Genomic DNA, 26,186 nt, shown 5'->3' with positions numbered 1-26,186 from the left:
CAGCACGATTTGACTCTTTCCGATGCGGCACCTACGATCCCGATTCGCCATGCCCACCCGAACCTGCCCCCGCAGCCCCCTCCTCTCTGCCGTCGTCGCAACGGCCGCGCTGGCTCCGGTCGCTGCGCTGGCCCTGGTCGCTGCGGTCGCCGGTGGCGACAACCACGAAATCGGATTCTGGGGCGCCGGCGGCGTCGCGCTCCGGGCGGTGGCCGGGCCTGCGACTGCGGGGGGCAGCGAGGGCGGAGGCCGCACGTACCGGGTCGCTGTCGGGACCAGCGAACGCGCGATCGAGTTGCCTGCCGGCGTCGAGATCGAGGAGCTCTTCGCCCTGCGCCAGGGCGCATTCGTCAGCGCCCGAGGGCCCATGCGCCCGGGTATCCGAGGCGCTTCGAAGCAGAGCGACCTCTTCCTGGCGCAGATCGACAGCCAGGGGCTGCACCCTCTGCCGGTGCCGGCTCCCTCCCCGAATCATCTGCGCGAGAACGCCGTGCCGCTCGCCTCGCCGAACGGCGACCTCGAGGGGCTCGTCTGGCTCGAGGGGCCCGACCGGCAGAGCTACGTCGTGCAGTATGCCGCCTGGGAGACCCTGCGCTGGGGCGAGCCGATGGTCGTCGCCCGGGAGGCCCCCGGCAGCCAGCTCGCGCTGGCCGCTGCCACGCTCGGCGACGGCTCCAAGCTGCTCGTCTGGAGCCGCTTCGACGGGAGCGACGACGAGATCGTCGCGGCGCATTTCGTGGAGGGCCGGTGGAGCGCGGCACGGCCACTCGCCGACGACAATACGGTGCCGGACATCACGCCCTCGGTCATCGCTGTCCCGGGCGGCGCCCTGGCGACCTGGAGCCGTTACGACGGCCACGACTACCGGGTGGTGATTTCGCGCTTCGACGGCCGGGATTGGAGCCCGCCCAGCTGGGCCGGACCGGCCGGTTCGACGGAGCCCTTCCTGACGCCGGCAGCCGCCCGGGCGGTCGCTGGAGCGACGAGCTGGCTCACCTTCTCGGGCGCCCAGCCGCCCGCCTGGAGCGTCCTCGAGCTCGATGCTTCGGGGCGTGTCCTGCGTCGCGGCAGTGTCACGAACGTCCCTCGCGCCCGCCCTGCCCTCGAGACCCTGCCGTCGGGCGGGGTCCGGCTGCTTTGGGCGGCGGGCGCGAGCGACGTCGAGCTCCACTGACCGGATCGGATCGGAACGGGCGGCCCCTCGGGGAGCCGCGAGAGGCGCCTCCGCTCGGGCAGAAGCCAGCAGGATGCGGCCGGGCTACTGCGAGGGCGGCGGCAACGGCTCGCCTGCACTCCCGGCGGAGTCGACGCGTTCGACGATCAGCCGTGGCGCCGGGACGGTTTCGCCGATCTCGAAGCAGCGGGCGAAGCGTTCTGCCAGAACCGGGTCGGGCTGGCGCAGGTAGACGCGCGCCAGCTCTTCGCCAGCCTCCACCTGCCGCCCCAGCCGGGTGCGATAGTGCAGCGCGATCCCGAGGTCGATCTCCGCGCCGATCGAGCGCCGGGCCCCCCCGGCCTCGGCGAGCAGAAGTCCGAGCTGCCGCGTCCGTACCGTGGCGACGCAGCCGCTGCGCGGGGCCCGGATCACGACCTCTTCCGGCGCGAGCGGGAGCCTGGCGTGCTCGAACCAGCTCTCCGCCGCACCCTGCGCTACCGCCCAGCGCACGAAACGTTCCCGCGCCGCACCCGAGGCGATCAGACCGCGCAGGCTCGCTTCGCTCCAGTCGGCCCGAATCTGCCGGCCGAGGGCGAGCGCCAGCGCGAGGGTGAGGTCGACGGTCTCGGCCGGCCCCCGGCCTTCGAGGCAGTCGAGCACCTCGCGCACCTCGCAGGCGTGACCCGCCCAGTCTCCGAGCGGCTGGTTCATGTCGGTGAGCAGCGCTTCGGCCTGCATGCCGAGCTCCGAGGAGATCCCGGCCAGGAGGCGCGCCAGCTCCCGCGCCTGTTCGACGCGCGGCAGGAATGCTGCGTCGCCCACCTTGACATCGAAGACGATCGCCGCAGCTCCGGTGGCGAGCTTCTTGGACAGGATGGAGGCGACGATCAAGGGGAGCGAGTCGACGGTGGCCGTGCGGTCCCGCAGGGCGTAGAGCTTGCGATCTGCGGGGGCGATGCCGGCGGTCGCGATGCCCAGGGCGATTCCGCAGCGATCGAGGAGCTCGAGCGCCCGCCCGCGGGAGAGCTCCTGGCGGAAGCCGGGGATCGCTTCGAGCTTGTCCGCTGTGCCCCCGGTGTGGCCGAGCCCGCGGCCGGTGAGCATGATCACGGGCGCACCCGCCGCGGCGAGGAGCGGCGCGAGCAGCAGGCTCGCCTTGTCGCCGACACCGCCGGTCGAGTGCTTGTCGAGCAGATTCGGCCGTTCCTCCGCGAGTCGCCAGCGCTCGCCCGAGTCGAGCATGCCGGCAGTCAGCTCGCGGGTGCGGTCGAGATCGAGGCCACGGATGGCCACTCCCATCAGGAACGCTGCGAGCTGCGCGTCGCTCCAGCTGCCGTCCGCCGCGGCCCGCGCGACCTCGCCGAGGTCGCCGCTTCGCAGCGATTCCCCGGCGCGCAGCCGCGACAGGACGTCGTAGGCGCTCAGCGGCGGCCCGGACCTTTAAGTCCCGGCGGGAGCCGTTCCGGCCTCCCGCTGGGCGTCGGCGATGTAGGGGGACTGCGGGTACTCGTCGACGATCCGGCGGTAGGCAGCCCGGGCGTCGTCGCCCTGACCGAGGGCCTCGTAGGTGAGTCCCAGCTCGAAAAGGATGACATCGGTCGGCAGCGGCTTGTCGGCCTGCTCGAGCATCTTCTTGAGCTCTTCGGCCAGTTGCGCGCCGCGTCCCTGCTCGCGCTCGAGCTTGTAGAGATTGACCCGTGCCGTCGCCTGAAGCGCCCCGGCCGGCTCGGCGTCGAGGAATGCCTGCCAGAGCTGCTTCGCCTTCTCCTTGTCGTTCTCCGCGACCGCGATCTGGGCCAGGTAGAGCTTGGCGACGCGACCGGTCTTGCTGCCGCCGTAGCGGCTGTCGAGCTCGGTGAAGAGCTCCTTCGCCCGCGCGCGGCGAGCCGACTCGGAGGCGAACGTCGGGCGCGCGGGGTCCGCCGGGTTCGCGCCGGTCGCGACGACGGCGGCGCCGTCCACCCGCAGGGCCTCGGCCAGCAGTTCGTTCGACCCGCTCTTGCGGGAAGAGATCCAGAGCACGACCGAAGCCGCGATGACGATCGCCGCCGCGACGCCGCCGACGGCCATCAGGATCATCCGTTTGTGATCCTCGGCGTAATGAATGCCCGCCCCGATCGCTTCGCCCAGTTCGTTCCGCTTCAGGTCTTCCCGAGTCACCGAGTCCATGAGCCGCAGGCCTTTCTCTGTCCGAGTGAAGTGCTGCAAGGTCCGCCGCAGGCGAAACCTGGTGCGGCTGGGAGGAGTCGAACCCCCGACCTTGAGCTTAGGATGCTCCTGCTCTATCCATCTGAGCTACAGCCGCGCAGCGCGCATTATATATGCGTGCCGCTAGTACTGGATCAGCGACTCGACTTCGTATTCTTTCAGGCCGGCGCGGCCGGGAAGGAAGGTGAGCTCGATGACGAAGCCGAAGCCGACGACCTTGCCGCCCTGGCTCTCGACCAGCTTCGCCGCCGCCCGCGCGGTGCCGCCGGTGGCAATCACGTCGTCGACGATCAGAACGCGCTCGCCCGGCGAGATGGCGTCGGCGTGCATCTCGAGGCGGTCCGTGCCGTACTCGAGGTCGTAGGTCTGCGAAACGGTCTTCGCCGGCAGCTTCCCGGGCTTCCTCACCGGCACGAAACCGGCATTGAGATTGTAGGCGAGCGACGGCGCGAACATGTAGCCGCGCGCCTCGATGCCGATGACCTTGTCGACCGGCGGCCGGCGGGCGAAGATCCAGGTGAACCGATCGGTCGTCATCCGCAGGGCGAGCGGGTCCTTGAGCAACGTGGTGATGTCGAAGAAGTTGATCCCCGGCTTGGGGAAATCCGGGACTTCGCGGATGTAGCGCTTGAGATCTTCCACCGGTTCAATCCTCCACTGCGAAATCAGTTCTCGGGGACCTGGCGACTTCATTCAGCACGAAAGCGTCCAGCGTTTCCACCCACGCGCCGGGCGGGCCCATCCGCAAGCCGGCCGCGAACGACAGCAGGGCCGCATCCGTCCCCGTCGCCTCGGCCGCGAGCGTGCCGTCGGGGTCATTGCGCACCCAGCCGACGACGCCGCACTCGCGCGCCAGGCGGACCACATAGGCGCGGAAACCGACACCCTGCACCCGCCCGGTAACGCGATAGCTCATCGTCTTCATCTGGAATCGGGGCCCGCGCCGGGGTCCCGCCAACCGAAGCGGCCGACCAGGGGCACGAAGGCCACCGGCTCGAGCTCGCGGCGCCGCATGCCGCGGGCGAGGCGTTCGTAGAGCACCAGCTGCTGGCCGCTGCGAGCGCCCTCGGGGACCAGGAGCTTGCCTTTCGGAGCCAGCTGATCGAGCAGCGGTTTGGGCACGGTCGGCGCGCCCGCGGTCACCAGAATGCGGTCGAAGGGCGCGACTTCGCTCCAGCCGACGGTGCCGTCGAACGCCTGGATCTTCACGTTCAGGATTTCGAGCTGGCGCATCCGGCGAATCGCCTGGTGGGCGAGCTCGGGGATCCGCTCCAGACTGTAGACCCAGCGCGCCAGGCGGGCGAGGATCGCCGTCTGGTAGCCCGTCCCGGTGCCGATCTCGAGCACCTTGTGGGTCGGCTCCACCTCGAGCAGCTCGCTCATCCGTGCCACGATGTAGGGCTGCGAGATCGTCTGCGCGTCGCCGATCGGCAGGGCATGATCGCCGTAGGCCTGGCTGCGCAGATGGGTGCGCACGAACAGGTGGCGGGGGACTTCGCGCATCGCGGCGAGAACCTTCGGATCGCGCACACCCCGAGCCTCGATGAGCTCGCGCACCATCTGCTCCCGGGAGAAGGTATCAGCGAACATTGCCGGCGTCGGCGCTCACGATGCGGCCGAGACGGCCGCGCAGGTCGGCGTGGCCTTCGAGGCCGCGGTAGTCCGTAAGGTCGAGATGCAGCGGCGTCACCGAAACCCGTCCGCTGGCCACCGCTTCGTGGTCGGTGCCGCTGTCCGACTGCCACTCCGGAGTTCCAGCGATCCAGTAGTATTTGCGTCCCCGCGGATCCTCCTTCTCCACCACGACCTGCTTGTAAACGCGCCGTCCGAGGCGGGTGAATGAGAGACCCTGCAGCTCGCCCGCCGGGAGGTTCACGTTCAGCAGCAGGTCCGGCCGGAGCGTCGCCGAGAGCAGCTCGGCGATGAAGCGTCCCGCGAATGCGGCGGCGCGTTCGAACGAGTAGCCTTCGGCCACCTCCTGGCTGAACGCCACCGACGGAATGCCCAGGAGCGTCCCCTCGAAGGTCGCGCTCACCGTTCCCGAGTAAGTGACGTCGTCGCCCAGATTGAGGCCGAAGTTGATGCCCGAGACGAGAATGTCCGGTCTCCGCTCCTTGAGCAGCCAGAGCACCGCGAGGTTGACGCAGTCGGTGGGCGTGCCGTCGACCGAATACCAGTTCTCCTCGAGCTTCTGCAGGCGCAGCGGCCGGGTGAGCGTCAGGCTGTGTCCGGTCGCGCTCTGCTCGCGGTCCGGCGCCACCACCGTCACCTCGCCGAGCGGCGCCAGAGCTCGCGCCAGCAGGCGCAGGCCCTCGGAGTAGACGCCGTCGTCGTTGGTGATCAGGATGCGGGTCATCGCACGCTCGTTCCTGCCCGCGGGACGGAGCTCAGCGCCGCCAGGCGAGCTTTCCGCCCGTGCGGTCGAGGTACTTGCCGAGCAGCGGCTCGAGCGCCTGCAGCGTGTCGGCCGGCACCAGGCCGGGGTCGGTGATGAGCGACATCGCGAGGGCATCGGCGCAATCGTTCGCCACTTCCGGACCGAGCGCGCCGATCGCCCGCCGCACGACGCGCTGGGCCAAAGCGACGTTCTTGCGCAGGACCTCCATCACGCCCTCGCCGGTCACGTGCTCTTCCTCCTCGCGCCAGCAGTCGTAGTCCGTGACCATCGACAGCGAGGCGTAGGCGATCTCGGCTTCGCGCGAGAGCTTCGCCTCCTGGAGGTTGGTCATGCCGATGATGTCGAAGCCCATCTGGCGATAGGCGTGCGACTCGGCGCGGGTCGAGAACGTGGGGCCTTCCATGTTGACGTAGCAGCCGCCGCGATGAATCGTCGCACCCTCGGCCTCGGCGGAGTCGGCGAGAACCGCCGCGAGCGTTTTCGAGACGGGATCGGCAATCGAGACGTGGGCGACGATGCCGTTGCCGAAAAAGGTATCGGGGCGGTGCCGGGTGCGATCGTAGAACTGGTCCGGAACGACGATGTGTCCCGGAACGTATTCCTCCTTGAGCGAGCCGACCGCCGAGACCGAGATCAGGAACTCGACTCCGAGGGTCTTGAAGCCGTAGACGTTGGCGCGGAAGTTGAGCTCTGTCGGGAGCAGGCGATGACCGCGGCCGTGCCGGGCCAGGAAGACGACCTTGCGGCCATCGAGATTGCCCAGGATGAAGGCGTCCGAGGGCGCCCCCCAGGGGGTCTCGATCCTGCGCTCCTCCTCCACCTCGAGGCCCGCCATCTCGTAGAGGCCGCTGCCGCCGATCACACCGATCCGAACATCACTCATCTGCTTCCTCCGAAATCTGCCTGTCTGGAGCTTGGGAATACGGTCGGCCGTCAGCCGGAATTACGGAGCCGCGAGACTAGCACAGCCCTCACGCCGCCCCGGCCCCGACGGCGGTAGCGGCCGCCGGCACGGCGGCGGCCACGACTTCGAGGGCGGTGGCGAGCGCGCGCCGGCCGGCGCGGCCGTCCACCTGGCGGACGCGGTGCCCCTTGCAGGAGGCGACGAACGCCGCCAGCTCGCAAAGCAGCGGCTCCGCCTTCTCGACCGGCGGATTCGCCGGCAGGATGGCGCGCCCGCCCGCGGAGAGGTCGAGGCGATAGCCCTTGATCTCCTGGGCCTGGTAGTCGAGCGAAAGGTAGCGGTCGGGGAAGAAGGCGCGGAGCTTGCGGACGCGCTCGCCGGAGACCCGCGAAGCGGTGACGTTCGCCACCAGGCCGGACGCGAAGGCGAGTCGGGCATTGGCGATGTCGATGCGCTCGGAGAGCACGGGAATGCCGGTGGCACGGACTTCGACGACCGGCGAAGAGTCCATGGCCTGAAGTATCTGCAGGTCGTGGATCATCAAGTCGAGGATGACGTCGACGTCGAGGCTGCGTGGCGAGAAGGTGCCGAGGCGCTCGATCTCGATGAAACGAGGGCCGGAGCCGGCATCGAGCAGCGCCTGCACGGCCGGATTGTGGAACTCCACGTGGCCCACGGCGAGGACGAGGTCCCGGGCCTCCGCCGCGGCGATCAGGGCGTCGGCCTCCGCGAGGCTCGAAGCGATCGGCTTCTCGACCAGGAGGTGAACACCGCGCTCGAGGAGCGCCAGCCCGAGCTCGCCGTGCAGCGTCGTCGGAGCCGCGAGCACGGCGGCGTCGATCCTGCCGGCCAGATCGTCGAAGCTCGAGGCGACCCTGGCGCCGTGCTCGGCGGCGACCGCCGCTGCCACATCAGGCCGGGTATCGAAGATCCCTTCGAGGGTTACCCCCTCGAAGGCCGAGAGGATCCGGGTGTGATGCCGGCCGAGAGAGCCGATCCCGAAGACGCCCATCCGGAGATGCCGGAGATGCCGGAGATTCCCCTGCGCCGGGGCGGCCTGCGGCTCAGTCGCCACCGGCATCTCCCGCGCCCCGGTGGGTCGGCAGTGCCTTGACCACGCCCCGTTTGGCGCTGCGCACGAACCGGATCAGGTACTCGACGTCCGGCGCGCCAGGGAACTCCGCCTCCAGGCGCTCGAGGGCCTGCGTCGTGTTGAGTCCGGAGCGCAGAAAGATGCGCATCGCCTTCTCGATCGTGCGGATGCGCTCGTCGTCGAGCCCCTTACGACGCAGACCGATGCGGTTGACGCCGAAGACCGCCGGGCGCAGCCCCACCGTCTTGACGTAGGGCAGCGCGTCGACCAGCAGCCGCGTATAGCCGCCGACGTAGGCGTGATGCCCCACGCGGCCGAACTGCTGCACCGCCGAGAAGGCGCCGACGACCGAGTCGTCGCCGACTTCGACGTGCCCGGCGAGAGTCGCGCAATTGGCGAAGATCGTCCGGCTGCCGACATGGCAGTCGTGGGCGACGTGGCTGTAGACCATGAACAGATTGTCGTTACCGACGGTCGTGAGGCCGCCGCCCTTGCCGGTGCCACGGTGAAAAGTGGTGAATTCGCGGATGGTGTTGCGATCGCCCACCTGCAGCCGCACCGTCTCGCCGGAGAACTTGAGGTCCTGCGGATCCATACCCAGGCAGACGCTGGGATAGACGCGATTCTCCACGCCGATGACCGTCGGACCGTGGATCTGGACGTGCGCGCCGATCTCGGTGCGATCGCCGATCGTGACGTCGGGACCGATCACCGCGAACGGACCGACGGTGACCCCGTCGCCGATCCGGGCGCTGCCGTCGATGACCGCCAGCGGATGCAGGCCGCTCATCGGATCGAATCCCGGTCGACCGTGGTCGAGAGCAGTTCCGCCTCGGCATGTACGACGCCGTCGACCAGCGCGCGAGCCTGGAGCTTGCAGTGGTTCGCCTTGAGCCGCAGCACCGTGGCCTCGAAGTGCACCCGGTCACCGGGGACGACCGGGCGCCGGAAACGGGCGCGCTCGATCGACATGAACAGCAGGAGCTTCTTCTCGCGCTCCGGATCGTCGTGCATGAGCAGGATGCCCCCCGCCTGCGCCATGGCCTCGACCAGGAGCACGCCCGGCACCACTGGATGCTGCGGGAAATGACCCGCGAAGAACTCCTCGTTGATGGTGAAGTTCTTGATCGCGACGATGCGCTGACGCGGCTCCATCTCGAGCACGCGATCGATCAGCAGCATCGGATAACGATGCGGCAGGACCGACATGATCCAGCGTACGTCCCAGTTAGGCTTCTCGGGCATCTGCGGCGCTGCCGGCATTCCCGGTGTCCCTGTCGTCTCCGCCATCCTTGGTCCCCGTCTTCTGTTCGAGTGCCCGCAACCTTTTCCAGATCTCCGGCAGCCGGCGGAAGATCGCCTGCTGGCGCCGCCAGACGGCGATCGGAATCGCCGGCGCGCCGGCGACCGCGGTACCGGCGTCCACCGACTGCAGCACGACCGCCGCCGCCGCCAGCTGGGCGCCGTCGCCGATCGTGAGATGGCCGGCCGATCCGGCCCGGCCGCCCATGACCACCCCGGAGCCGATCCGGGCACTGCCGGCGATTCCCACCTGGCCGCAGAGGATCGATCGGTCCCCCACCACCACATTGTGTCCGACCTGAACGAGGTTGTCGATCTTGGTTCCAGCGCCGATCGAGGTCGCGCCGAGCAAGGCACGGTCGATCGCGGTCAGGGCGCCGATCTCGACGTCGGCGCCGATCTCGACCCGTCCGACCTGCGGAATCTTGTGATGCACCCCGCGCACGCTCGCATAGCCGAAGCCGTCGCTACCCAGAACCGTCCCGGCGTGAATCTCGACGCCGTCCGCCAGGTGGACGCCGGGATAGAGCACGACGTGGGGATGCAGAACGACTCGGGCACCGATCCGGCACCCCTCCCCCACCACCACGTGGGGATGGAGCACGGAGCCCTCACCCACCGTCACCCCGCGGCCCAGCACGACATAGGGCGCGATGGCAGCGGAGGCCGCGACCTGGCACTCCGCCCCCACGACAGCGGTCGAATGGACACCGGGAGTGACGGCGGCGACGGGGTGAAAGAGCCGCAGGATCGCCGCCAGGGCGAGCTGCGGCTCCGCGCATCGCAGGAGGTCGCGGCCCGGGAGCAGGGTCTTGCGCCCCACCAGCACCGCCCCGGCCGCGCTCGCGACCGCCTGTTCGAGGTAGCTCGGACTGGTCAGAAAGGAAAGGTGCGTCGGGCCCGCCTCGGAGAGCGTCCGCACTCCGTCCAGCTGCCGGGCCGGCGAGCCCTGCACCTCTCCGCCCACCCGCTCGGCCAGTTCTCCGAGCGAAAAATTCAAGCTCTAGTTCCCCTTCGGCGTCGCTGCACCGTCGAAGCGCTGGATGACCTGGTTGGTGATGTCCGCAGCCTCGTCGGCGTACAGCAGGCCACTCTGGAACTTGTTGAAGATGAAAGCGTAGCCGCCCTCCTTGCCGATCTGTTCGATGACCGGGAACACGCGGCGCTCGATCTCGCCGAAGGTGGTCTCGCGGCTCTTGTTGAAGTCGCGCTCGGCATCCTCCTGGAACCGGCGGAGGCCCGTGACCTTCTCCTCGAGCTGCTTCTCGAGCTCCGAGATCTTGTCGTCGGCGAGCGAGAGGCGTCCCTCATTGAGACGCTTGCGGAGATTGTCGACCTCTTCGTTCTTCGCTTTGCCCTCGGCGATCTTGTCGTCCTGCAGCTTCTTCAGGCGCGCGAGCGCCTCCTTGCCGGCGACCGAATCGGTCACCAGGCGCTGCACGTCGATGACCGCCACCTTGCCGGCCTGGGCGAGCGCCGCCGACGCCGGCACCAGGGCGAGGACGGACAACGCCACCGCGATCCGCCCGGACACTGCCTTCGCTTCCCTCCAGAGACTCGCAGACATGAACTCACTCCTTATGAATCAGAAAGTTGCGCCGATGCTGAATTGGAAGCTCTCGAACCGGTCATCGGGCAGAGGGTCCAGGTTCGAAGCATAAATGAATCGCAGGGGAGCGCCGAAGATCGGCACGAAGATGCGCAGCTCGCCACCTGCCGAGGTACGGATATTGGAGGGGTCGAGGCTCTGGTCGTCGTCGTAGACGTTGCCGCCGTCGACGAAGGCGATGACCCGGAACGGCCCGCCGACCAGAACCTGGAGCTCGAGGTTCATCTGCAGGAACTTGTCGCCGCCCTTGAAGTACCCATCCTGGAGCACCGGCAGGTTCGTGTTCTCGTCACGCACGTAGATCGACCGGAACTGGAACCCGCGGACACTGTTCTCGCCGCCGATGAAATAGCGCTCGAGCGGGACGACCTCGCGGCCGTCGAACGGGATGACCTGTCCGGCCTCCAGGTTGAGCGCCAGCAGGGTCTTGACCGGCGAGAACGTGAGCGGCTGGAAGCGGGAGAGGTGGACTTCGGGACGCCAGAAGTAGTTGTCGCCGCCGAGGAAGCCGCCGGCGTATTCGAGCGAGCCGACGAGGTTCCAACCGCGCGTCGTCTCGAGCCGGCTGTCGCGGCTGTCGAAGGTGTAGACCGGCTGAATCGACGAATTCGCGATGTCGTAGCTCAGCTCGACGATGGCATCCAGCGGCCCGGTGTAGAACAGCCTGTCCTGGGATTGCGAGATCGTGTAGCTGACGCTGCCACTGCCGAACAGACCGAAGTTGCGCCCGTAGGTGAGGACCGCGCCTTCACTGCGGCGCTCCGACTGCTGACTGGCGTACTGCGAGTAGTTGAGGTCGCTCTTGAACAACTGCAGGCCGATGCTCTGGGGGCGGTCGAGCCACCATGGAATGTAGTACGAGAGGCCGTACTCGTCCTGGTAGCGGCCGGACTGGAAGGAGAGGCCCACCGTCTCGCCTCGGCCGAGGAAGTTCTGGGTCCGCACGGAGAGCTGTCCGAAGAAGCCGTAGGTTTCACTCCAGCCTGCGCCTACCTGGAGCTCGGTGCGATCGCTCTCGACGCCCTTCACCTTCACGTCCACCGTCTTCTTCTCGGTGTCGAAGTTCTCGAAGACGATCGGATCGTCCTCGTTGAGCTTGAAATAGCCGAGCTGGTTGACCTTGAACAGGCTCCCCTTGATGGCGCCCATGTTCAGCAGGGTGCCCTCCTGGATCCGGAACTCCCGACGCAGGACCTTGTCGCGCGTGCGGGTATTGCCTTCGAACTCCATCCGCCCGACGCGATACTGGTCGCCTTCGGTGATCTTGATCTCGATGTCGGCGACGTCGTCTCCGCGCTCGACCAGCTGGGTGTCGAAGTTGGCGAAGATGTGTCCGTAGTTCTTGTAGGCATCCTCGACCGATTCGAGACCCTTGTCGATCATCGACGACCGCAGCCAGCCGCCGCGCGGGCGCGAGAACTGCGCCGCCAGAAACTGCTGGTTGAAAACCTGGTTGCCTTCGATCTTGACCTCGCCGAGCTTGAAGCGCGCGCCCTCGACGACCGGGATCCCGATTCCGAGGCTGCGCTTGCCGCTCCCCTTCTCCCGCACGCTGAGGATCGGCTCGTCGAGCCGGGCGTTCTTGTAGCCGGCGCCGCGGTAGAGATCTTTGACCTTCACGAGGTCCTCGGCGATGGTGGCCGGGTTGTAGATGTCCTTCTTGAGCATCCGCCAAAGGAGATTCGACTCCTTCGTCTTGCTCATCGCCCACTTCAGACGCCAGTCACCGTAGACCGTGTTGTCGGCGAACTTGATGTCGCCGATCCGGACCTTCTCGGCTTCGTCGATCGTGAACACCACCCGGCGCTCGGTCGGGGCGACCTCCTCGAGGAGAAAGTCGGCCTGGGCGAAGCGGAAGCCCTTCTCCCGGTACATCTCCTCGATCGTCGTCTGAAGCCGCTTGATCTCGCCGAGCGAGATCGGCGAGCCCTCGCGGACCGAGATCGACTCCTTCGTGATGCGTTCGGTGATGTCGGTCCGGGAGAGGCGCTTCAGGCCCTTGAAGTCCAGCGACCGGAGGATCGGGCGCTCGGTCACGGTGACGATCAGCTTGACGCCGCCCGCCGCCTCGACCTTCTCGATCTTCAGGTCGTCGATCAGGTTGCGCCGCCACAGCTCCTCGATGGCGCGATTCAGGGCGCCCTCGTCGAGCTCCTGCCCGTCGGTCAGGCCGAGGTAGTACTTGACGGTCTCCTCCGCGAGCAGGTGCAGCCCCCGGAACTCGACTTCGCGGATGGTCTCTGCGCGCGCACCTGCAGCGAGCAGGAAGATTACGACCAGCAGCCAACGCTGAACATGCCTCATAGAATCTCCGCGCGCTGCAAGACGGGTACCATGCTCGGCGGCCGCGGTCGCGGCCAGCCAGGAACCGGGAGTTTTTTCAGGTCCTGCTGGGTTCCAGCTCTCGCGGTCGCGCCCGCACCGTGAGCCCGGAACCCTCCACATCGGCCTCGATCACTTCGAAGTCCTGCTTGCTCGAACGGATCAGCAACTCGGAGATTGTATCCTGCACATGACGCTGAATCGTCCGCCTTAGGGGTCGCGCCCCCGTCGAGGCGTCAATTCCGGCCCTGCGCAGCAGCCATTCCTTCCCCGCCGGCGACACTTCGACACGGAGATTGCGCTGCGCCAGCGTCACGTTGACGTCGTCGAGGAGCAGGTCGACGATGGCCCGGAGCTCGCTCTCCCCCAGCGGGTGGAAGACGATCACCTCGTCCACCCGGTTGATGAACTCCGGGCTGAAAGACCGGCGGAGCTCGGAGAGGATCTCGTCCTCCACCCGGCGAAAGGCCTCTTCCGCGTCCTGGCTGCCGAAGCCCATCCGGCCGCCCCGCAGAACCAGCTTCGACCCGATGTTCGAGGTCATGAGCAGGAGAGTGTTCTTGAAGTCCACCTGGTTGCCGTAGGCGTCGGTCAGGGTGCCATCGTCGAGGATCTGCAGCAGGAGGTTGGCGACATCCGGGTGGGCCTTCTCGATCTCGTCGAACAGGACGAGGGAGTACGGCTGCCGGCGGACTCGTTCCGTGAGCTGCCCGCCCTCCTCGTGGCCGATATAGCCCGGGGGGGATCCGATGAGCTTGGAGACGGCATGCTTCTCCATGTACTCGCTCATGTCGAAACGCACCAGGGCGTGCTGCGAGCCGAAGAGGAACTCGGCGAGCCGGCGCGCGACCTCGGTCTTGCCCACTCCCGAAGGTCCGAGAAAGATGAACGACCCCATGGGCCGCTGCGGGTTGGCAACGCCGAGGCGCGAGCGGCGGATGGCGCGGGAGATGCCCGAGATCGCCATCTCCTGCCCCACGACGTGCTTGCGCAGCGTCTCCTCCATGTGCAGGAGCCGCTCCGCCTCGTCCTCCTGAAGGCTCGAGACGGGGATCCCGGTCCAGGCGGCGATGACCTCCTCGATATCCCGGGTGGTCACTTCGAGCTCGGCGTCCTCGTCGGAGGCCGCCCCCATCCGCTCGAGGTCCTCGCGCAGCTCGATCTCACGCTCGCGCAGGAACACCGCCGATTCGAAGTTCTTCTCCGAGATCGCGCTCTTCATGTCGCGGACCACCTGCCGGATCTCCTGCTCCAGACGCCGGAGGTTCTGGGTGTCCTTGACCTTGCGCAGCTTGACCTTCGCCCCGGCTTCGTCGATGACGTCGATCGCCTTGTCGGGCTGGAAGCGGTCGGTGATGTAGCGCGAGGTCTGGTAGATCGCCCGGCGCAGCGCGTCGCTCGAGTACCGCACCTTGTGGAACGACTCGTAGCGATCCTTCACGCCATCGAGGATCTGCAGCGTCTCCTCCTGGTTCGGCGGCGAGACCTGCACCGACTGGAACCGCCGCAGGAGCGAGCGGTCCTTCTCGATGAACTTCCGGTACTCCTTGATCGTCGTGGCGCCGATGCAGCTCACCTCGCCGCGCGACAGCGCCGGCTTGAGGATGTTGGCGGCGTCGAGCGAGCCTTCGGCCGAGCCGGCGCCGATCAGGGAGTGGATCTCGTCGACGAAGACGATGATGTCCTTCGACTCCTTGAGCTCCTTGAGGATGCCCTTGAGGCGCTCCTCGAACTGCCCGCGATACTTGGTGCCGGCGACGATCAGCGACAGGTCGAGCGCCAGCACGCGCTTCTGCGCCAGGAAGATCGGCACGCGCCCTTCGACGATGCGCAGCGCCAGCCCTTCGACGATCGCGGTCTTCCCGACTCCGGGCTCGCCCAGCAGAATCGGATTGTTCTTGGTGCGCCGCGACAGGATCTGCACGATGCGCTCGACTTCGCGTTCGCGGCCGATCAGCGGGTCGAAGCTGCCCTGGGTGGCGAGCGCGGTGAGATCGCGGCTGTACTCCGAGAGGAACGGCAGCTCTTTCTTCTGGAGCGACGCCTCGCGCTCCTTGGCGATCGCCAGAACCTCTTCCCGCAGGGTGTAGACGTCGAAACTCTGCTGCGTCAGGATGCGCGCCGCGACGGAGCCCTCGACGCGCAGGATGCCGACCAGAAGATGCTCCGAACCCACCGCCGCGTGCAGCATCGACTCGGCTTCGTGGGCGGCGTAGGCGAGGATCTTCTTGGACTCCTCGGAAAGCGGCAGCTCCGCCGTGGACGAGATGCGCTCGACGAAAACGCGCTCTCCTTCGATCTCGCGCCGGACGTCTTCCGGACGGGCATGGAACCGGCGGAAGAGCTCGGTGACCGTCTCTTCGCCCTCGCGCAGAATTCCGAGCAGCACATGCTCGGACTCGATGACCCGGCTGCCGAGCTTGGAAGCCTCGTAGCGGGCGAAAAACAGCGCCCGACGCGCCTTCTCGTTGAACTTCTCGAACACTCTCGACTCCTTGAGGAAAATCCCCGAAGTGCTTGCAAATCAAACACTTTCGGAGTGCAGCGCTCCCCCTTCCAGCCGCAAAATTCTATCACATCGCCGAGCCAGCACCGGATTGTGGGTGACCACGATCGCGGTCATCCCCCGGCCGCTCTGGAGAGTCTCCAGGAGCTCGACCACCGCCGCGCCGGATTCCGGGTCGAGGCTCCCCGTGGGCTCGTCGGCGAGCAGCAGCGGCGGGTCGAGAAGCAGGGCGCGACACAGCGCCACCCGCTGCTGCTCACCACCCGAGAGCTGCGACGGAAAATGCTCCTCGCGTTCCACCATCCCCACCTGCGCGAGGAGGCGGCGGGCGCGCACGGCGAGCTCGGCCGCGGGGATGCCGGCGATCCGTCCCGGAATCATGACGTTCTCGAGCGCCGTGAAATCCGCCAGCAGTTGCTGGAACTGGAAGACGAAGCCGATCGTGCGGTTGCGGAAGGCCGCGAGCTCGGCTGCGCCGAGGTTGGCGAGGGATCGCTCTCCGACCACGATCTCTCCGGCGTCCGGCCGGTCGAGCCCGCCCAGGAGGTGGAGGAGCGTCGACTTGCCGGAGCCCGACGGCCCGACGATGGCCAGCCGGTCCCCGCCCTCCACCGCGAGGTCGATGGCGCGCAGCACCTCCACCGTCCGGGCCGCGTCGCGATAGCTCTTGTCGACACCACGCATCGATATCGCGATCGTCATGATCCGCCTTTCATGACCGCAACGCCGCCATCGGATCGAGCTGCGCGACGCGCGAAGCGCCGTACCAGGAGCAGGCGAGGGCCCAGAGCAGGGTCACGGCGACGATGACCGCGAGGTCCCGGACCGGCACCGCGAACGGCAGATAGTCGAGGAAGTAGACGTCTCCCGGCATGCGAATGAGCCGCGCCCGGTCGAGGATCACCGCCGCCGCCGAGCCGACCGCCGCGCCGGCGAGGGTGCCGATGCCGCCGAGCATCGCCCCCAGCCAGCAGAACGCGGCGCGCAGTGTGCCGGCGCTCCCTCCCATGGCGATGAGCAGGCCGATCTCGCGCCGCTTGTTGGCGGCGATCAGGGAGAGATCCGCGATCAGGGCGAGCGCGGCGACGACCACGATCAACGAGACGGCGACGAACATCACGCTCTTCTCCAGGCGCAGAGCGAAGAAGAGCGGGCGGTTGAGCTCCTGCCAGGTCGAAATGCGTGAGCCCTCGGGAACCCGGGACGAGAGCCGCGTGGCGACTCCTGCCGCCGCATCGAGACTGGTGAGCGTCACGAGCAGGCGCCGCGGCCGGTCCGCCCCGAACAGCTGCACGGCGCGTTCGATCGGCAGCGCCGCCCGCGCCCGCTGCTCGGACTTCCCGGAGTGGAAGAGTCCCGCGAGGCGCAGATTCACGGCTCGCGGTTGCGGCCCGAAAGGCGTCAGGGTCGGGCGCGGCGAGGCGATCGTGACGATGGTCGCCGGGGCGATACCCAGCCGCGCCGCCTCCCGGTCGCCGAGGTAGAGACCCGGCGGTTCGCCGGAGGCGCCTGGAAACTGCGCCGGTACCTCGCCCTCGAAGCCGGTCACCTCGACCGGCATGGCCCGGCCGGAAACGACGATCCAGCCCTTGCCGGAGAGCGCCTGCTGCACCGCCGTCACCTCGGAGTCGCTCCGGAGGCTCTCAGCCAGGAGGGCCACCGCCGCCGGTCCCAGGCGAGCCGGGAGCTGGACCTCGAGCGCCGGCGTGCGCGCCAGGATCTCGCTCGTCAGCGCCTCCTGCATGCCGGTGAGCGCCGCGAGCGCCAGCACGAGCGCGGCGACGCCGAGGCCGATGCCTGCCGCCGCCACGAGCGACAGAAAGCTGACGAAGGCGTCCTTGCGGGTGCTGCGGAGATAGCGCAGGGCGAGCGCGAGAGAGAACGGCAGATTGCCGGCGCTCACTTCGTTTCGACCGCGTCTCCGGCCGCGGCGGCTGGTGCCGCGACTCCGCCTGCAGCCTTGCCCGAGGCCTCGTCGGTGGTCGCTTCGGTCGCGGTGTCGGCGCGCTCCGGGCGCAGCAGCGGAAAAAGAATGACGTCGCGGATCGAGGCGCGGTCGGCGAAGATCATGGTCAGGCGGTCGATGCCGATGCCTTCGCCGCCGGCCGGTGGCATGGCGTGCTCGAGCGCCCGCACATAATCGGCGTCGAAGCGGTGGGCCTCGCCATCGCCGGCCTCGCGCGCCGTGAGCTGCTGGCGGAAGCGCTCCGCCTGAACGTCCGGATCGTTCAACTCCGAGAAGGCGTTCGCGATCTCCATGCCACCGAGGTAGAGCTCGAAGCGCTCGGTGAAACGCGGGTCCGACGGCTTCTGCTTCGACAACGGCGAGATCTCGACCGGATGGTCGATGATGAAGACCGGCTGCTCGAGGTGCTCCTCGCAGAGCTCCTCGAACAGCGCACTCAGGAGAAGGCCATAGTTGGCCCCGCCGGCACCGAGCGCCGTCTTCGGCACTTCGATCCCGCGCTCGCGAAATGCCGCGATCAAACCGGCGGCAGTCGAAGTCTGCTCTGCGGACACACCCGCGAAGCGCTGCAGAGCGGCCCCCATGCTCAGCCTGGGCCAAGGCGGCGTCAAATCCAGCTCTTTTCCTTTGTAGAGAAGCTTCTTCGTTCCCAGAATTCGCTCAGCAAGCTCGACCAGCAGCTCCTCGGTGACGTCCATGAGGTGCTCGTAATTGCTGTAGGCCCAGTAGAACTCGAGCATCGTGAACTCGGGATTGTGCTGGGTCGACAGCCCCTCGTTGCGGAAGTTGCGATTGATCTCGTAAACCCGGTGCATACCGCCGACCAGGAGGCGCTTGAGGTAGAGCTCGGGCGCGATGCGCAGGTAGAGGTCGATGTCGAGCGCGTTGTGATGGGTCACGAAGGGGCGCGCCGAGGCACCCCCCGGTACTGCCTGCATCATCGGCGTCTCGACCTCGAGGAAGCCGTGGCGGTCGAAGTAGGCCCTCAAACCGCTGACGATGCCGGCCCGGATCTCGAACACGCGCCGCGACTCGGGATTCGCCACCAGGTCGAGGTAGCGCTGGCGGTAGCGGATCTCGGTGTCGGCCAGACCGTGCCACTTCTCCGGCAGCGGGCGCAGGGCCTTCGCGAGCAGGGTCAGGCGTTCGGGGGCGATGGACAGCTCCCCCACCCGGGTCCGCAGCAGCTCGCCCTCGGCGAGCAGATAGTCCCCGAGGTCGAGGGCATCCAGCAGCTCGACCGAGGCCGCGTCGAGCAGGTTCCTGCGGATGAAGAGCTGGAGCTTCGCGGTGCCGTCGTGAAGGTCGACGAAAACGAGCTTGCCCTGCTCGCGGATGGCCCGGACGCGGCCCGGGACACGCAACCGTTGCTTGCCCGACGCGAGATCTTCGGCGCTGGTGGCACCGAACTGCGCCTGCACGGCGGCGGGTTCGAGGTCGAAGTCGCACCGCGCCGGGAAGGCGTCGACTCCCCGCGCTGCCAGTTCGGCGCGCTTCCTTCTGCGATTGGCGATCTGTTCGTCGAGCTCCGACATCGGAGGCGAAGAATACCCGAAAGCCACAGCCGAATCCTGCTGCTAGGATTCTCCGCCATGCGCCACTGGCAGGAGGAACTCGTGCAGGCCGTCGCCCGCTGGCGGGAGCTCGGACGCCCGGTGCCCGACGTCGCCCTGGTCGCCGGCTCCGGGCTTTCCGTCGACCTTGGAGTGCCGATCGCCGGCCCCGAACCGCTCGCCGATTGGCTGCCGTTCCCGGTACTTTCGGTCCCCGGGCACCGGCACGAGGTGGAGCTTCTCGAGTTGCCGGGCGGCCGCCGTGTCCTCTACTTCCGCGGGCGCATCCACGGCTACCAGGGCTATACGCCGGCCGACGTCGTCTTCCCGATCCGCTTCGCGGCGCTCCTCGGCACGAAGACGCTCGTCATGACCAACGCCGCCGGGGGCGTCCGCCCGGAATGGCCCGCAGGGACACTCGCAGCGGTTTCCGACCAGCTGAATCTCACCGGCGGCAACCCGCTGTCGGGGGACCCACCCGCGGCCTGGGGGGCGCGCTTTCCCGACATGCTCGACGCCTTCGACCCAGGGCTGCGCGAGCTCGCCGGGAGGCGGGCAAGGGACCTCGGCTTCGAGCTCCAGGAGGGGGTCTACGCCGGCCTCAACGGACCGAGCTACGAGACCCCGGCGGAGGTTCGAATGCTGCGCATCCTGGGCGCCGATCTCGTCGGGATGTCGACCGTCCACGAGATCGTCGCCGCCCGGCACCTCGGGATGAAGTGCCTCGTCCTGTCGCTGGTGGCCAACCCCGGCGCGGGAGTCACCGACGCGCCGCTCCACCACGAGGAGGTGCTCGAAGCCGGTCGAGCGGCCGCTTCACGGGTCAAGAGCCTGCTCGCGGCGCTGCTCGGCGATCCCGCGCTCGACTGAGCCCGGAGTCTCGAGTGCCGGCCCAAAGCCGACCCGCGCCCCTCCGCCTCGTCCGGCCGCGGGGGGCGGTCTCAGGTCGAGGACGGCCGGTTGACCAGTAGCCAGAGACCCGAGTAGTCGCGGATCAGCCGCATGCGCAGGAGCTGGAGCTGCTGCGCCTCGGTGAAATTCCCATCCTGGACGGCGGCGTCGATGACACTGCTGAAGCGCTGCACCAGGGTGTCGGCGACCCGCGTCGTCAGACGCGCGCGCTCGAAGACCGGGGCGTCTTTGGTGACCGCCGTCTCGTCGAGGAGCTCGGCGATCTCGGCGGCCTCCTGGTTGATGCGCAGGCGCAGCGCCGCCGCCTCGAGCAGGAAGCGTTCGACTTCGGAGTCGCCGCCCGGCGTCAGGTAGACCTGGCGATAGGCGGTGACCTCCCGGGGCTCGAGGCGGAGATGGTAAATGTCGCGCGACAGCGCCACGGCCTTCGGGTCGGCCTTCTCGTCGGTCGATTCGAGAGCGTCGACGATCTCCTGCAGATGGCTCGGAACCGGGCCACCGGCAGGCGCCGTTCCCGCTTCCCGGCTCGCGGAGAGGATCTCCCGCGCGAACTGCCCGGAAGCTCCGGAATCGCCTTTCGTGCGCAGATCCCGGCGCGCCGCGAGACGGGGCGCCAGCTCGCCGACCTGGCGGCGCAGGAGGTCGAGATCCCCCAGTTTGACGTTGTCGCGTTGCTGACTGCGCTCGAGCTGCTCCATCGACTGGCGGAGGTCCGAGATCTCCGCCGCCAGCGGCGCGTCGCTCCCGACCTCGTTCTCGAGCTCGAGAATCCGGTTCGACTCGTCGAGGACCCGCTGCTCTTCGGAGCGGTAGTACTGGCGCACCTTGTTCTTGACCGCCAGATTCGTCTCGACGACGGCGATCATCAGCTCCGGCTGGAAGAGGTAGCGACCCATCTCGTGCTTGAGCTCGCGGTAGCGCTGGATGAAGCCGCTGCCGGTGAGTGCTTCGAAGCTGGCGAGCCCGGCCAGCTCACGGCGGAACTCTTCCACTTGCGCGCGGCGCGAAGCGAGCATCGCCGGATCGATCTCCACCTCCGGGAGTGCCGCCCAGAAGCCCTCGAACAGCTCGCGCAGCCGGGTGCGGTCGCGCAGGATGGAGAGCCCGGTCACGCGATCGACCTCTTCCGAGAGTTTGGACACCAGAAAATCCAGCTTGTCCTGACGTTCCCCGCCCAGGCTGCCTTCGGAAGAAGTGGCGAGATAGAAGCGCACCATCTGGGCTAGGATCTGTTCGTCGAAATTCTTGACGCGATCGAAGAACTGGCGCAGCAGCGAAGCGGAGACCCGGGAATCGGTGGCGGAGAGAATGCCGGTCATCTGGCCGAGCTGGCGCTCGACCTGGTCGAGCTGGCGGGAGAGCTTGTCGCTCTCGCCGCTGTTCAGATTGTCGGCGATCGACTTGAGGATCCCGTGGATCTCCTGGAAGTCGGACGGGTAACGCCCGATCTCGACCTCGGCGAAGAACTTCTGGATACCCTGGAGGAATTGGTGAAACGTCCAAGCCGACTTGAAGCGGCTAGCCAGGTCGACATAGCGTCGATGCAGTACAGCGATGTCGTGGGTCGTCACAGTAGTCCGGCGATTGAACGAGGATTCTAAAGCATGGAGAGCCAGAAGCATAGCCACAAGATCCGGGTGCTTCTCGACGAGCAGACCATCGCCACCCGGGTGCACGAGTTGGCGCGCCAGATCGACGCCGACTTCGAGGGTAGCCAGGACCTGGTGGCGATCGGCGTCCTCAAGGGGTCGGTCTTCTTCTTCACCGACCTCGTGAAGCGCCTGCAGACACCGCTGCGGATCGACTTCTTTCAGACCACGAGCTACGGCACCGGAACGACCGCCGGCGAGGTCCGCATCAAGCGCGACATCGACCTGTCGATCCGGGGCAAGGACGTCATCCTGGTCGAAGACATCATCGACACCGGCTGGACGCTGCGCACGATCCTCGACCTCTTCCGGTTCCGCGGCGCGCGCAGCGTCAAGCTCTGCGCCCTGCTCGACAAACACGAGTCGCGGGAGGTCGAGGTGCCGATCGACTACTCCGGATTCCGCATCGGAAAAGAGTTCGTGGTCGGCTACGGCCTCGACTTCAATGAGCGCTACCGCAATCTGCCCTATATCGGGGTGGTGGAGATGGCCGAGAAATGAGCGATTCGAAGATCCAGCGCTACCACACCGACGCCGCCCCGGCCGCGATCGGCCCCTACAGCCAGGCGGTCTCCGTCGCAGGCTTCCTCTACACCTCGGGCCAGACCGGCATCGATCCGGCGACCGGCGCCCTCGCCTCGGGCGGGTTCGAGGCTCAGGCGGAGCAGGTCTTCTCGAACCTCCGCCATGTGCTGGAGAGTGCCGGGACAGGCTTCTCCGGGGTGGTCAAGGCGACCGTCTATCTCGCCGACATGGCCGACTTCCCGGCGCTGAACAAGATCTACGCCCGGGTCTTCGGTGATCACCGGCCGGCGCGCTCGACGGTACAGGCGGCCGCTCTGCCGATGCAGGGACGGGTCGAGATCGACCTCATCGCCCGCCTCCCCGGCTGACCCTGCGGGCCCCTACCGGGGCGGTGCGCCCGGCGCAGGTGGAGTCACGGGCCCCGCCGGAGTTCCAGGCGCTGGAGCTCCTGCTGCAGGAGCTCCAGGCGGTGGATAGCCCTTCTCGGTCAGCCGGTCGCGCAGGCGATAGGTGACCTCCGCCGCCCACTGCCGGCCCGCTTCGCTGCTGGCGCGAAAGATCTCGGGCTGTTTGCGCAGCAGCTTCTCGCCGACCGGCGAGCGGTAGAAGGCGAGCATCAGGTCGAGCTCTTCGGCGGTGAAGCTCGCCAGATAGAGCGGCACGATCGCAGCCTCGAGCTCGCGTGGATCGCACTCCTCGCGAAACCCGTTCCAGACCTCCGCCGGCACCTGCGGCATCGCCCGCTTGAAGGTCTCGAGGATCTTGTCCACCATCTGAAAGCCGACGTTGACCGAGCCGGTGAGCCGCAAGAGCTCCCGCACCTTGAGCTCCGCCGCCGATGGCCGCGCCAAGAGCTGCCCCGGTGCCTGCGAGGGCGCAGGCGCGGGTGGAGTCCCTTCGGCTCCCGCGATCGGCGAGCCGGAAGAAGAAGCTTCCAGGAAAGGGGTCATCGTCCGCGACTCCGGCGACGCTGTCGCAGGACTCAGCGCGCTTTCGGCCACCAGCGCGAAAGGCATGGCCAGACCGGCCAGCGAAGTCAGAACGGGAAGCCATGAGAGGCGATTGCCGCCCTCTCGTCCCAGGGTCAGCCCAAAGCCGCGCACTCGCTCTGGAAGTTCCATCGGGCACCTTACCTTTACTGGAGCTTTTTCATTTTCTGGGAGCTCTACGACGCAACGGCTACGCCGAGGGCGAGATGAGCTCGCAGAACTTCGCGAGGTCGATATTGCCGCCGGAGACGATGGCGACGATCGGGCCCGGACCGGCCTTGCCGGTCAGAGCGGCCGCGACGGCGAGCGCGCCCGCTCCTTCGGCGATGACCCGGGACTTCTCGGCCAGGAGACGCATGGCGCGGCGCGTCTCCTCGAGCGTCACGACGATCGAGCCGTCGACCACCGGCCGCATCCGCTCCCACATGCGCGGAAAGACACTCTGGCCGCCGGCGCCGTCCACGAACGACGCCTTCCAGTTCTCGAAGCGCTGCGGCGAGCCCTTCTCCAGAGAGAGCGCCAGCGGGGCGGCGGTCTCGGGCTCGGCGGCCCAGATCGCGACTCGGGGCGAGAGCTCCTTGATCGCGCTCCCGACCCCTGTAAGGAGTCCGCCGCCGCCGACGCTGGCGATGACCGCCGCGGTGTCGGGGGCGTCCTCGAGGATCTCGAGGCCGATCGTGGCGTGACCGGCGATGAAATCGTGATCATCGAACGGATGCACGAACGTCGCCTCGATGCCGGGAAAGGCGCGATCCTCGAGAGCCTGCCAGGCGGCCTCGTAGGGGACCGGGATGAGCGTCGCGCCGAGCGCGCGCATGCGTTCTATCTTGGAAGCCGGCGCCGTTTCGATCACCACCACCGTGCAAGGTACGCCGGCCTTCCGCGCGGAATAGGCGACTCCCTGGCCGGCATTGCCGGCGCTGATCGTCCAGACGCCGCGGTCGCGCTCAGCCGGCGAAAGCAGCGCCACGGCGTTGGTGGCGCCGCGCAGCTTGTAGGCGTTGATCGGTTGCAGATTCTCGAGCTTCAGGCGGATGTCGGGATAGCCCGGCCCCATCTCCAACCGGACCAGCGGCGTGCGCACGACGGTCCCGGCGATGCGTTCGCGCGCCGCCAGGATCTCGGCCATCTCGATGGGGCGCACGGCTTCGAGCTCCGGCGGCATCTCAGTCTCCCTAGAAAAAAAGCTCGGTAAGGACAGGATTCGAGACTACGCGGCCTTCGGTGGTCAGCCGGACTTTGCCGCCGGCCTCGACGACGAAACGGTCCAGGCGCCGCAGACGCGCAGCGAGCTCGGCGTCGGTCGCACCCGACGCAGCACGCAACGTATCGATGCCGATGCCCTCGTCGAGGCGCAGACCGAGCATCGCGCGCTCTTGCGCGAGATCGTGCTCCAGGGGGGCGGTGCCGAGCGGATCAGCGAGCCAGGCTCCGAGGTCGGCCGGATGCTGGAAGCGCCGGCCGTCGACGAAGGAGTGGGCCGCGGGCCCCAGGCCGAGCCACGGCTCGAGGTGCCAATAGCGCAGGTTGTGACGCCCTTGCCTGCCGGGGCGAGCGAAATTGGAGATCTCGTAGTGCTCGTAGCCGGCGGCGACCAGGCGGTCGTGCATCGCCAGATAACGCCGGCGCTCGGCCTCTTCGCCGGGAAAGAGGCGCGGCCGCTCGCGGCGCAGGAAGTCCATCTCCGAGCTCTCGTGCACCTCGAGCAGATAGAGGCTCAGGTGATCGGTCTCGAGCGCGATCGCCTTGTCGAGAGAGCGCCGGAAGCCGGCCTCGGTTTGCCCAGGAATCGCCAGCATCAGGTCGATCGACAGGTTCTCGAAGCCGGCCTGGCGCGCCTCCCGCACCACCTGTTCGGCGCGCGCCGCGTCGTGCCGGCGTCCGACGAGAGCGAGCTCGCGATCCGAGAATGACTGCACCCCGATCGACAGGCGATTGACTCCGGCGGCGCGCAGCGCCGCGAGCGCCGGCGGGTCGAGGTCGGAGGGGTTCGCTTCGGCCGTCACCTCGGCGCCGGCTTCGACCGCGAAGACGCCGTCGAGATGCCGCAGGACGGCCCCGATCTCCGGCCCCGAGAGCAGCGACGGTGTGCCGCCACCGAGGAAGATCGTCTCGACCCTCCGTCCGTGCAGCGCCGTCCAACCGTCGATCTCCCGGTGCAGGGCGGCGAGGAAGAGGTCGATCTTGAGGCGATTCTCGCCGACGCGGTAGAAGTCGCAGTAGCGGCACTTCGTGCGGCAGAAGGGAACGTGAAGGTAGATCCCCAGGCCGGCGGTATCGGCGGCAGGGCCGCTTCCCGCGCTCAGCCCGGGACCTCGCCGGCAGTGTACTCCCCCCGCAACTCGGCGAGGAGCGGCGGCGAGGCGAGGAGCCCCGACTGCCCGGCGACGCTGGCGATGACCTGGAGCGCCAGCGGCGAGAGGAAGCCGAGGTGCGCGAGATTGCCCTCGCGGGAGAGTGCAGCGAGATCGAGTCCGGCCACCGCCGCGCTCTCGAAATGCCGCGCGGCGGCAAGGAGAGCCGACCCTTCGGCTTCGCTCCTGCCGACGCGCAGCCAGAGCTCGCCGCATTCTGCGAGCACCGTCGCCAGCACCCGGTTGCGCGCCAGCCGGGGTGGAAGCTCCGCCGGGGGGCGCTGCACGAACGCCGGCAGGCCCGCACGCGCGACCGCGCCGGCGAAGGCGCGCTCCAGCCGCCGTCCGGCGCCCTCCTCCACCTGCGTATGGTGAATCGCTTCGAACTGCTCTTCGCCGAGGCGTTCCACGAGTCTCCGGCGGTCGAGCGGCGTGAGCTCGGGGGCGACTCCCAGGACCGCCGAAGGTCGGCGTGCCGCCGCACGCTGGAGCAGTGCGGCCCAGCTCTCGGGCGTGCTCGAAAGCGCGGGCAGGAGCGGCACGACGATCCAGGCCTGCTCGGGCAACTCGTCGATGAGCGCTGGATTCCCCTCCAGGAGAGCGCTGAGCAGGTCGGCGACCACGGTCGCACCGGGCGCCTCGCTATCTGCGTCCAGAACGGAGAACTGATCCAGAACCGGCACCCGGGCCGCGATCAGGTCCAGCACCAGATTGCTTCTTTCCCTTGTCCGGTCCTTGCG

At 68.1% G+C, this 26,186-nt stretch carries 25 protein-coding genes and 1 tRNA gene; 4 read left to right on the top strand and 22 right to left on the bottom strand.

All coding sequences use genetic code 11. The features are described 5' to 3' along the window. Positions 1–49: 49 nt before the first annotated feature. Positions 50–1,174: a hypothetical protein gene (locus KBI44_08765; GenBank protein ID MBP9144561.1), complete on the top strand. Its 1,125-nt coding sequence runs from the start codon at positions 50–52 to the stop codon at positions 1,172–1,174. Between the two features lie 84 nt (positions 1,175–1,258). Here the strand turns inward: KBI44_08765 and KBI44_08760 are convergent, their stop codons facing one another. From KBI44_08760 to lysS, 18 genes are all read right to left on the bottom strand, one after another. Continuing rightward, entirely contained in the window at positions 1,259–2,581 is a 1,323-nt protein-coding gene (locus tag KBI44_08760; GenBank protein MBP9144560.1) for a thymidine phosphorylase, read from the bottom strand. A gap of 15 nt (positions 2,582–2,596) precedes the next feature. After that, entirely contained in the window at positions 2,597–3,235 is a 639-nt protein-coding gene (locus KBI44_08755) for a tetratricopeptide repeat protein (GenBank protein MBP9144559.1), read from the bottom strand. Positions 3,236–3,384: 149 nt separating this feature from the next. Further along, positions 3,385–3,461 (bottom strand) — tRNA-Arg (locus KBI44_08750). Positions 3,462–3,487: 26 nt separating this feature from the next. Then, a complete protein-coding gene (locus KBI44_08745; protein ID MBP9144558.1) occupies positions 3,488–4,057 on the bottom strand; it encodes an adenine phosphoribosyltransferase in 570 nt (189 codons plus the stop codon). Next, complete coding sequence (locus KBI44_08740; protein ID MBP9144557.1) at positions 4,011–4,289, bottom strand: acylphosphatase; 279 nt, start codon at positions 4,287–4,289, stop codon at positions 4,011–4,013. Before KBI44_08740 ends, KBI44_08745 begins: the two co-directional genes overlap by 47 nt. Then, a complete protein-coding gene (locus tag KBI44_08735; GenBank protein ID MBP9144556.1) occupies positions 4,286–4,954 on the bottom strand; it encodes a protein-L-isoaspartate(D-aspartate) O-methyltransferase in 669 nt (222 codons plus the stop codon). Before KBI44_08735 ends, KBI44_08740 begins: the two co-directional genes overlap by 4 nt. Next, positions 4,944–5,720 carry a 5'/3'-nucleotidase SurE gene (gene surE, locus KBI44_08730; GenBank protein MBP9144555.1) on the bottom strand — a complete coding sequence of 259 codons (777 nt, stop codon included), beginning with the start codon at positions 5,718–5,720 and terminating at the stop codon, positions 4,944–4,946. The genes KBI44_08735 and surE overlap by 11 nt, the downstream gene beginning before the upstream one ends. A 31-nt stretch (positions 5,721–5,751) precedes the next feature. After that, complete coding sequence (mtnP, locus tag KBI44_08725; protein ID MBP9144554.1) at positions 5,752–6,645, bottom strand: S-methyl-5'-thioadenosine phosphorylase; 894 nt, start codon at positions 6,643–6,645, stop codon at positions 5,752–5,754. Positions 6,646–6,733: 88 nt separating this feature from the next. Next, a complete protein-coding gene (locus tag KBI44_08720; GenBank protein MBP9144553.1) occupies positions 6,734–7,741 on the bottom strand; it encodes a Gfo/Idh/MocA family oxidoreductase in 1,008 nt (335 codons plus the stop codon). Then, positions 7,731–8,549, bottom strand: coding sequence for an acyl-ACP--UDP-N-acetylglucosamine O-acyltransferase (lpxA, locus tag KBI44_08715; GenBank protein ID MBP9144552.1), 819 nt, complete (start codon positions 8,547–8,549; stop codon positions 7,731–7,733). The genes KBI44_08720 and lpxA overlap by 11 nt, the downstream gene beginning before the upstream one ends. Further along, the gene (gene fabZ / locus KBI44_08710; protein MBP9144551.1) at positions 8,546–9,004 is read right to left on the bottom strand and encodes a 3-hydroxyacyl-ACP dehydratase FabZ; all 459 of its coding nucleotides are present in this window, start codon (positions 9,002–9,004) and stop codon (positions 8,546–8,548) included. The genes lpxA and fabZ overlap by 4 nt, the downstream gene beginning before the upstream one ends. Further along, the gene (gene lpxD, locus KBI44_08705) at positions 8,988–10,061 is read right to left on the bottom strand and encodes a UDP-3-O-(3-hydroxymyristoyl)glucosamine N-acyltransferase (protein MBP9144550.1); all 1,074 of its coding nucleotides are present in this window, start codon (positions 10,059–10,061) and stop codon (positions 8,988–8,990) included. Before lpxD ends, fabZ begins: the two co-directional genes overlap by 17 nt. A 3-nt stretch (positions 10,062–10,064) precedes the next feature. Next, on the bottom strand, positions 10,065–10,628 hold the full coding sequence (locus tag KBI44_08700; GenBank protein MBP9144549.1) for an OmpH family outer membrane protein: 564 nt from the start codon (positions 10,626–10,628) through the stop codon (positions 10,065–10,067). Between the two features lie 18 nt (positions 10,629–10,646). After that, entirely contained in the window at positions 10,647–12,974 is a 2,328-nt protein-coding gene (bamA, locus tag KBI44_08695; protein ID MBP9144548.1) for an outer membrane protein assembly factor BamA, read from the bottom strand. 76 nt (positions 12,975–13,050) lie between these two features. Further along, on the bottom strand, positions 13,051–15,477 hold the full coding sequence (locus KBI44_08690; GenBank protein MBP9144547.1) for an ATP-dependent Clp protease ATP-binding subunit: 2,427 nt from the start codon (positions 15,475–15,477) through the stop codon (positions 13,051–13,053). Between the two features lie 39 nt (positions 15,478–15,516). Continuing rightward, entirely contained in the window at positions 15,517–16,200 is a 684-nt protein-coding gene (locus KBI44_08685) for an ABC transporter ATP-binding protein (protein MBP9144546.1), read from the bottom strand. 10 nt (positions 16,201–16,210) lie between these two features. Next, complete coding sequence (locus tag KBI44_08680) at positions 16,211–17,401, bottom strand: ABC transporter permease (protein ID MBP9144545.1); 1,191 nt, start codon at positions 17,399–17,401, stop codon at positions 16,211–16,213. Then, entirely contained in the window at positions 17,398–18,999 is a 1,602-nt protein-coding gene (lysS, locus tag KBI44_08675; GenBank protein MBP9144544.1) for a lysine--tRNA ligase, read from the bottom strand. The genes KBI44_08680 and lysS overlap by 4 nt, the downstream gene beginning before the upstream one ends. Before the next feature lie 57 nt (positions 19,000–19,056). Here lysS and KBI44_08670 point away from each other — a divergent pair, with 57 nt between their 5' ends. Further along, on the top strand, positions 19,057–19,887 hold the full coding sequence (locus tag KBI44_08670) for a purine-nucleoside phosphorylase (GenBank protein MBP9144543.1): 831 nt from the start codon (positions 19,057–19,059) through the stop codon (positions 19,885–19,887). Between the two features lie 71 nt (positions 19,888–19,958). On the opposite strand, the gene KBI44_08665 is transcribed toward KBI44_08670, so the two are convergent. Beyond that, positions 19,959–21,500, bottom strand: a complete 1,542-nt coding sequence (locus KBI44_08665) for a hypothetical protein (protein ID MBP9144542.1) — start codon at positions 21,498–21,500, stop codon at positions 19,959–19,961. A gap of 33 nt (positions 21,501–21,533) precedes the next feature. Between KBI44_08665 and hpt the strand changes: the two genes are divergently transcribed. After that, positions 21,534–22,079 carry a hypoxanthine phosphoribosyltransferase gene (gene hpt, locus KBI44_08660; protein MBP9144541.1) on the top strand — a complete coding sequence of 182 codons (546 nt, stop codon included), beginning with the start codon at positions 21,534–21,536 and terminating at the stop codon, positions 22,077–22,079. Beyond that, the gene (locus KBI44_08655; GenBank protein ID MBP9144540.1) at positions 22,076–22,471 is read left to right on the top strand and encodes a Rid family detoxifying hydrolase; all 396 of its coding nucleotides are present in this window, start codon (positions 22,076–22,078) and stop codon (positions 22,469–22,471) included. The genes hpt and KBI44_08655 overlap by 4 nt, the downstream gene beginning before the upstream one ends. 12 nt (positions 22,472–22,483) lie before the next feature. Here the strand turns inward: KBI44_08655 and KBI44_08650 are convergent, their stop codons facing one another. The 3 genes from KBI44_08650 to hemW all read right to left on the bottom strand — a co-directional run bounded on the left by KBI44_08650 (position 22,484) and on the right by hemW (position 25,662). Then, the gene (locus KBI44_08650) at positions 22,484–23,053 is read right to left on the bottom strand and encodes a DUF2059 domain-containing protein (GenBank protein MBP9144539.1); all 570 of its coding nucleotides are present in this window, start codon (positions 23,051–23,053) and stop codon (positions 22,484–22,486) included. A 229-nt stretch (positions 23,054–23,282) separates the two neighbouring features. After that, entirely contained in the window at positions 23,283–24,257 is a 975-nt protein-coding gene (locus KBI44_08645) for a pyridoxal-phosphate dependent enzyme (GenBank protein ID MBP9144538.1), read from the bottom strand. 10 nt (positions 24,258–24,267) lie between these two features. Beyond that, positions 24,268–25,662, bottom strand: a complete 1,395-nt coding sequence (hemW, locus tag KBI44_08640; GenBank protein ID MBP9144537.1) for a radical SAM family heme chaperone HemW — start codon at positions 25,660–25,662, stop codon at positions 24,268–24,270. Between the last annotated feature and the right edge of the window lie 524 nt (positions 25,663–26,186).

Source organism: Thermoanaerobaculia bacterium, assembly GCA_018057705.1.
In the GTDB taxonomy this organism is placed as follows: domain Bacteria; phylum Acidobacteriota; class Thermoanaerobaculia; order Multivoradales; family JAGPDF01; genus JAGPDF01.
This window is presented reverse-complemented; position numbering and strand designations above follow the sequence as displayed.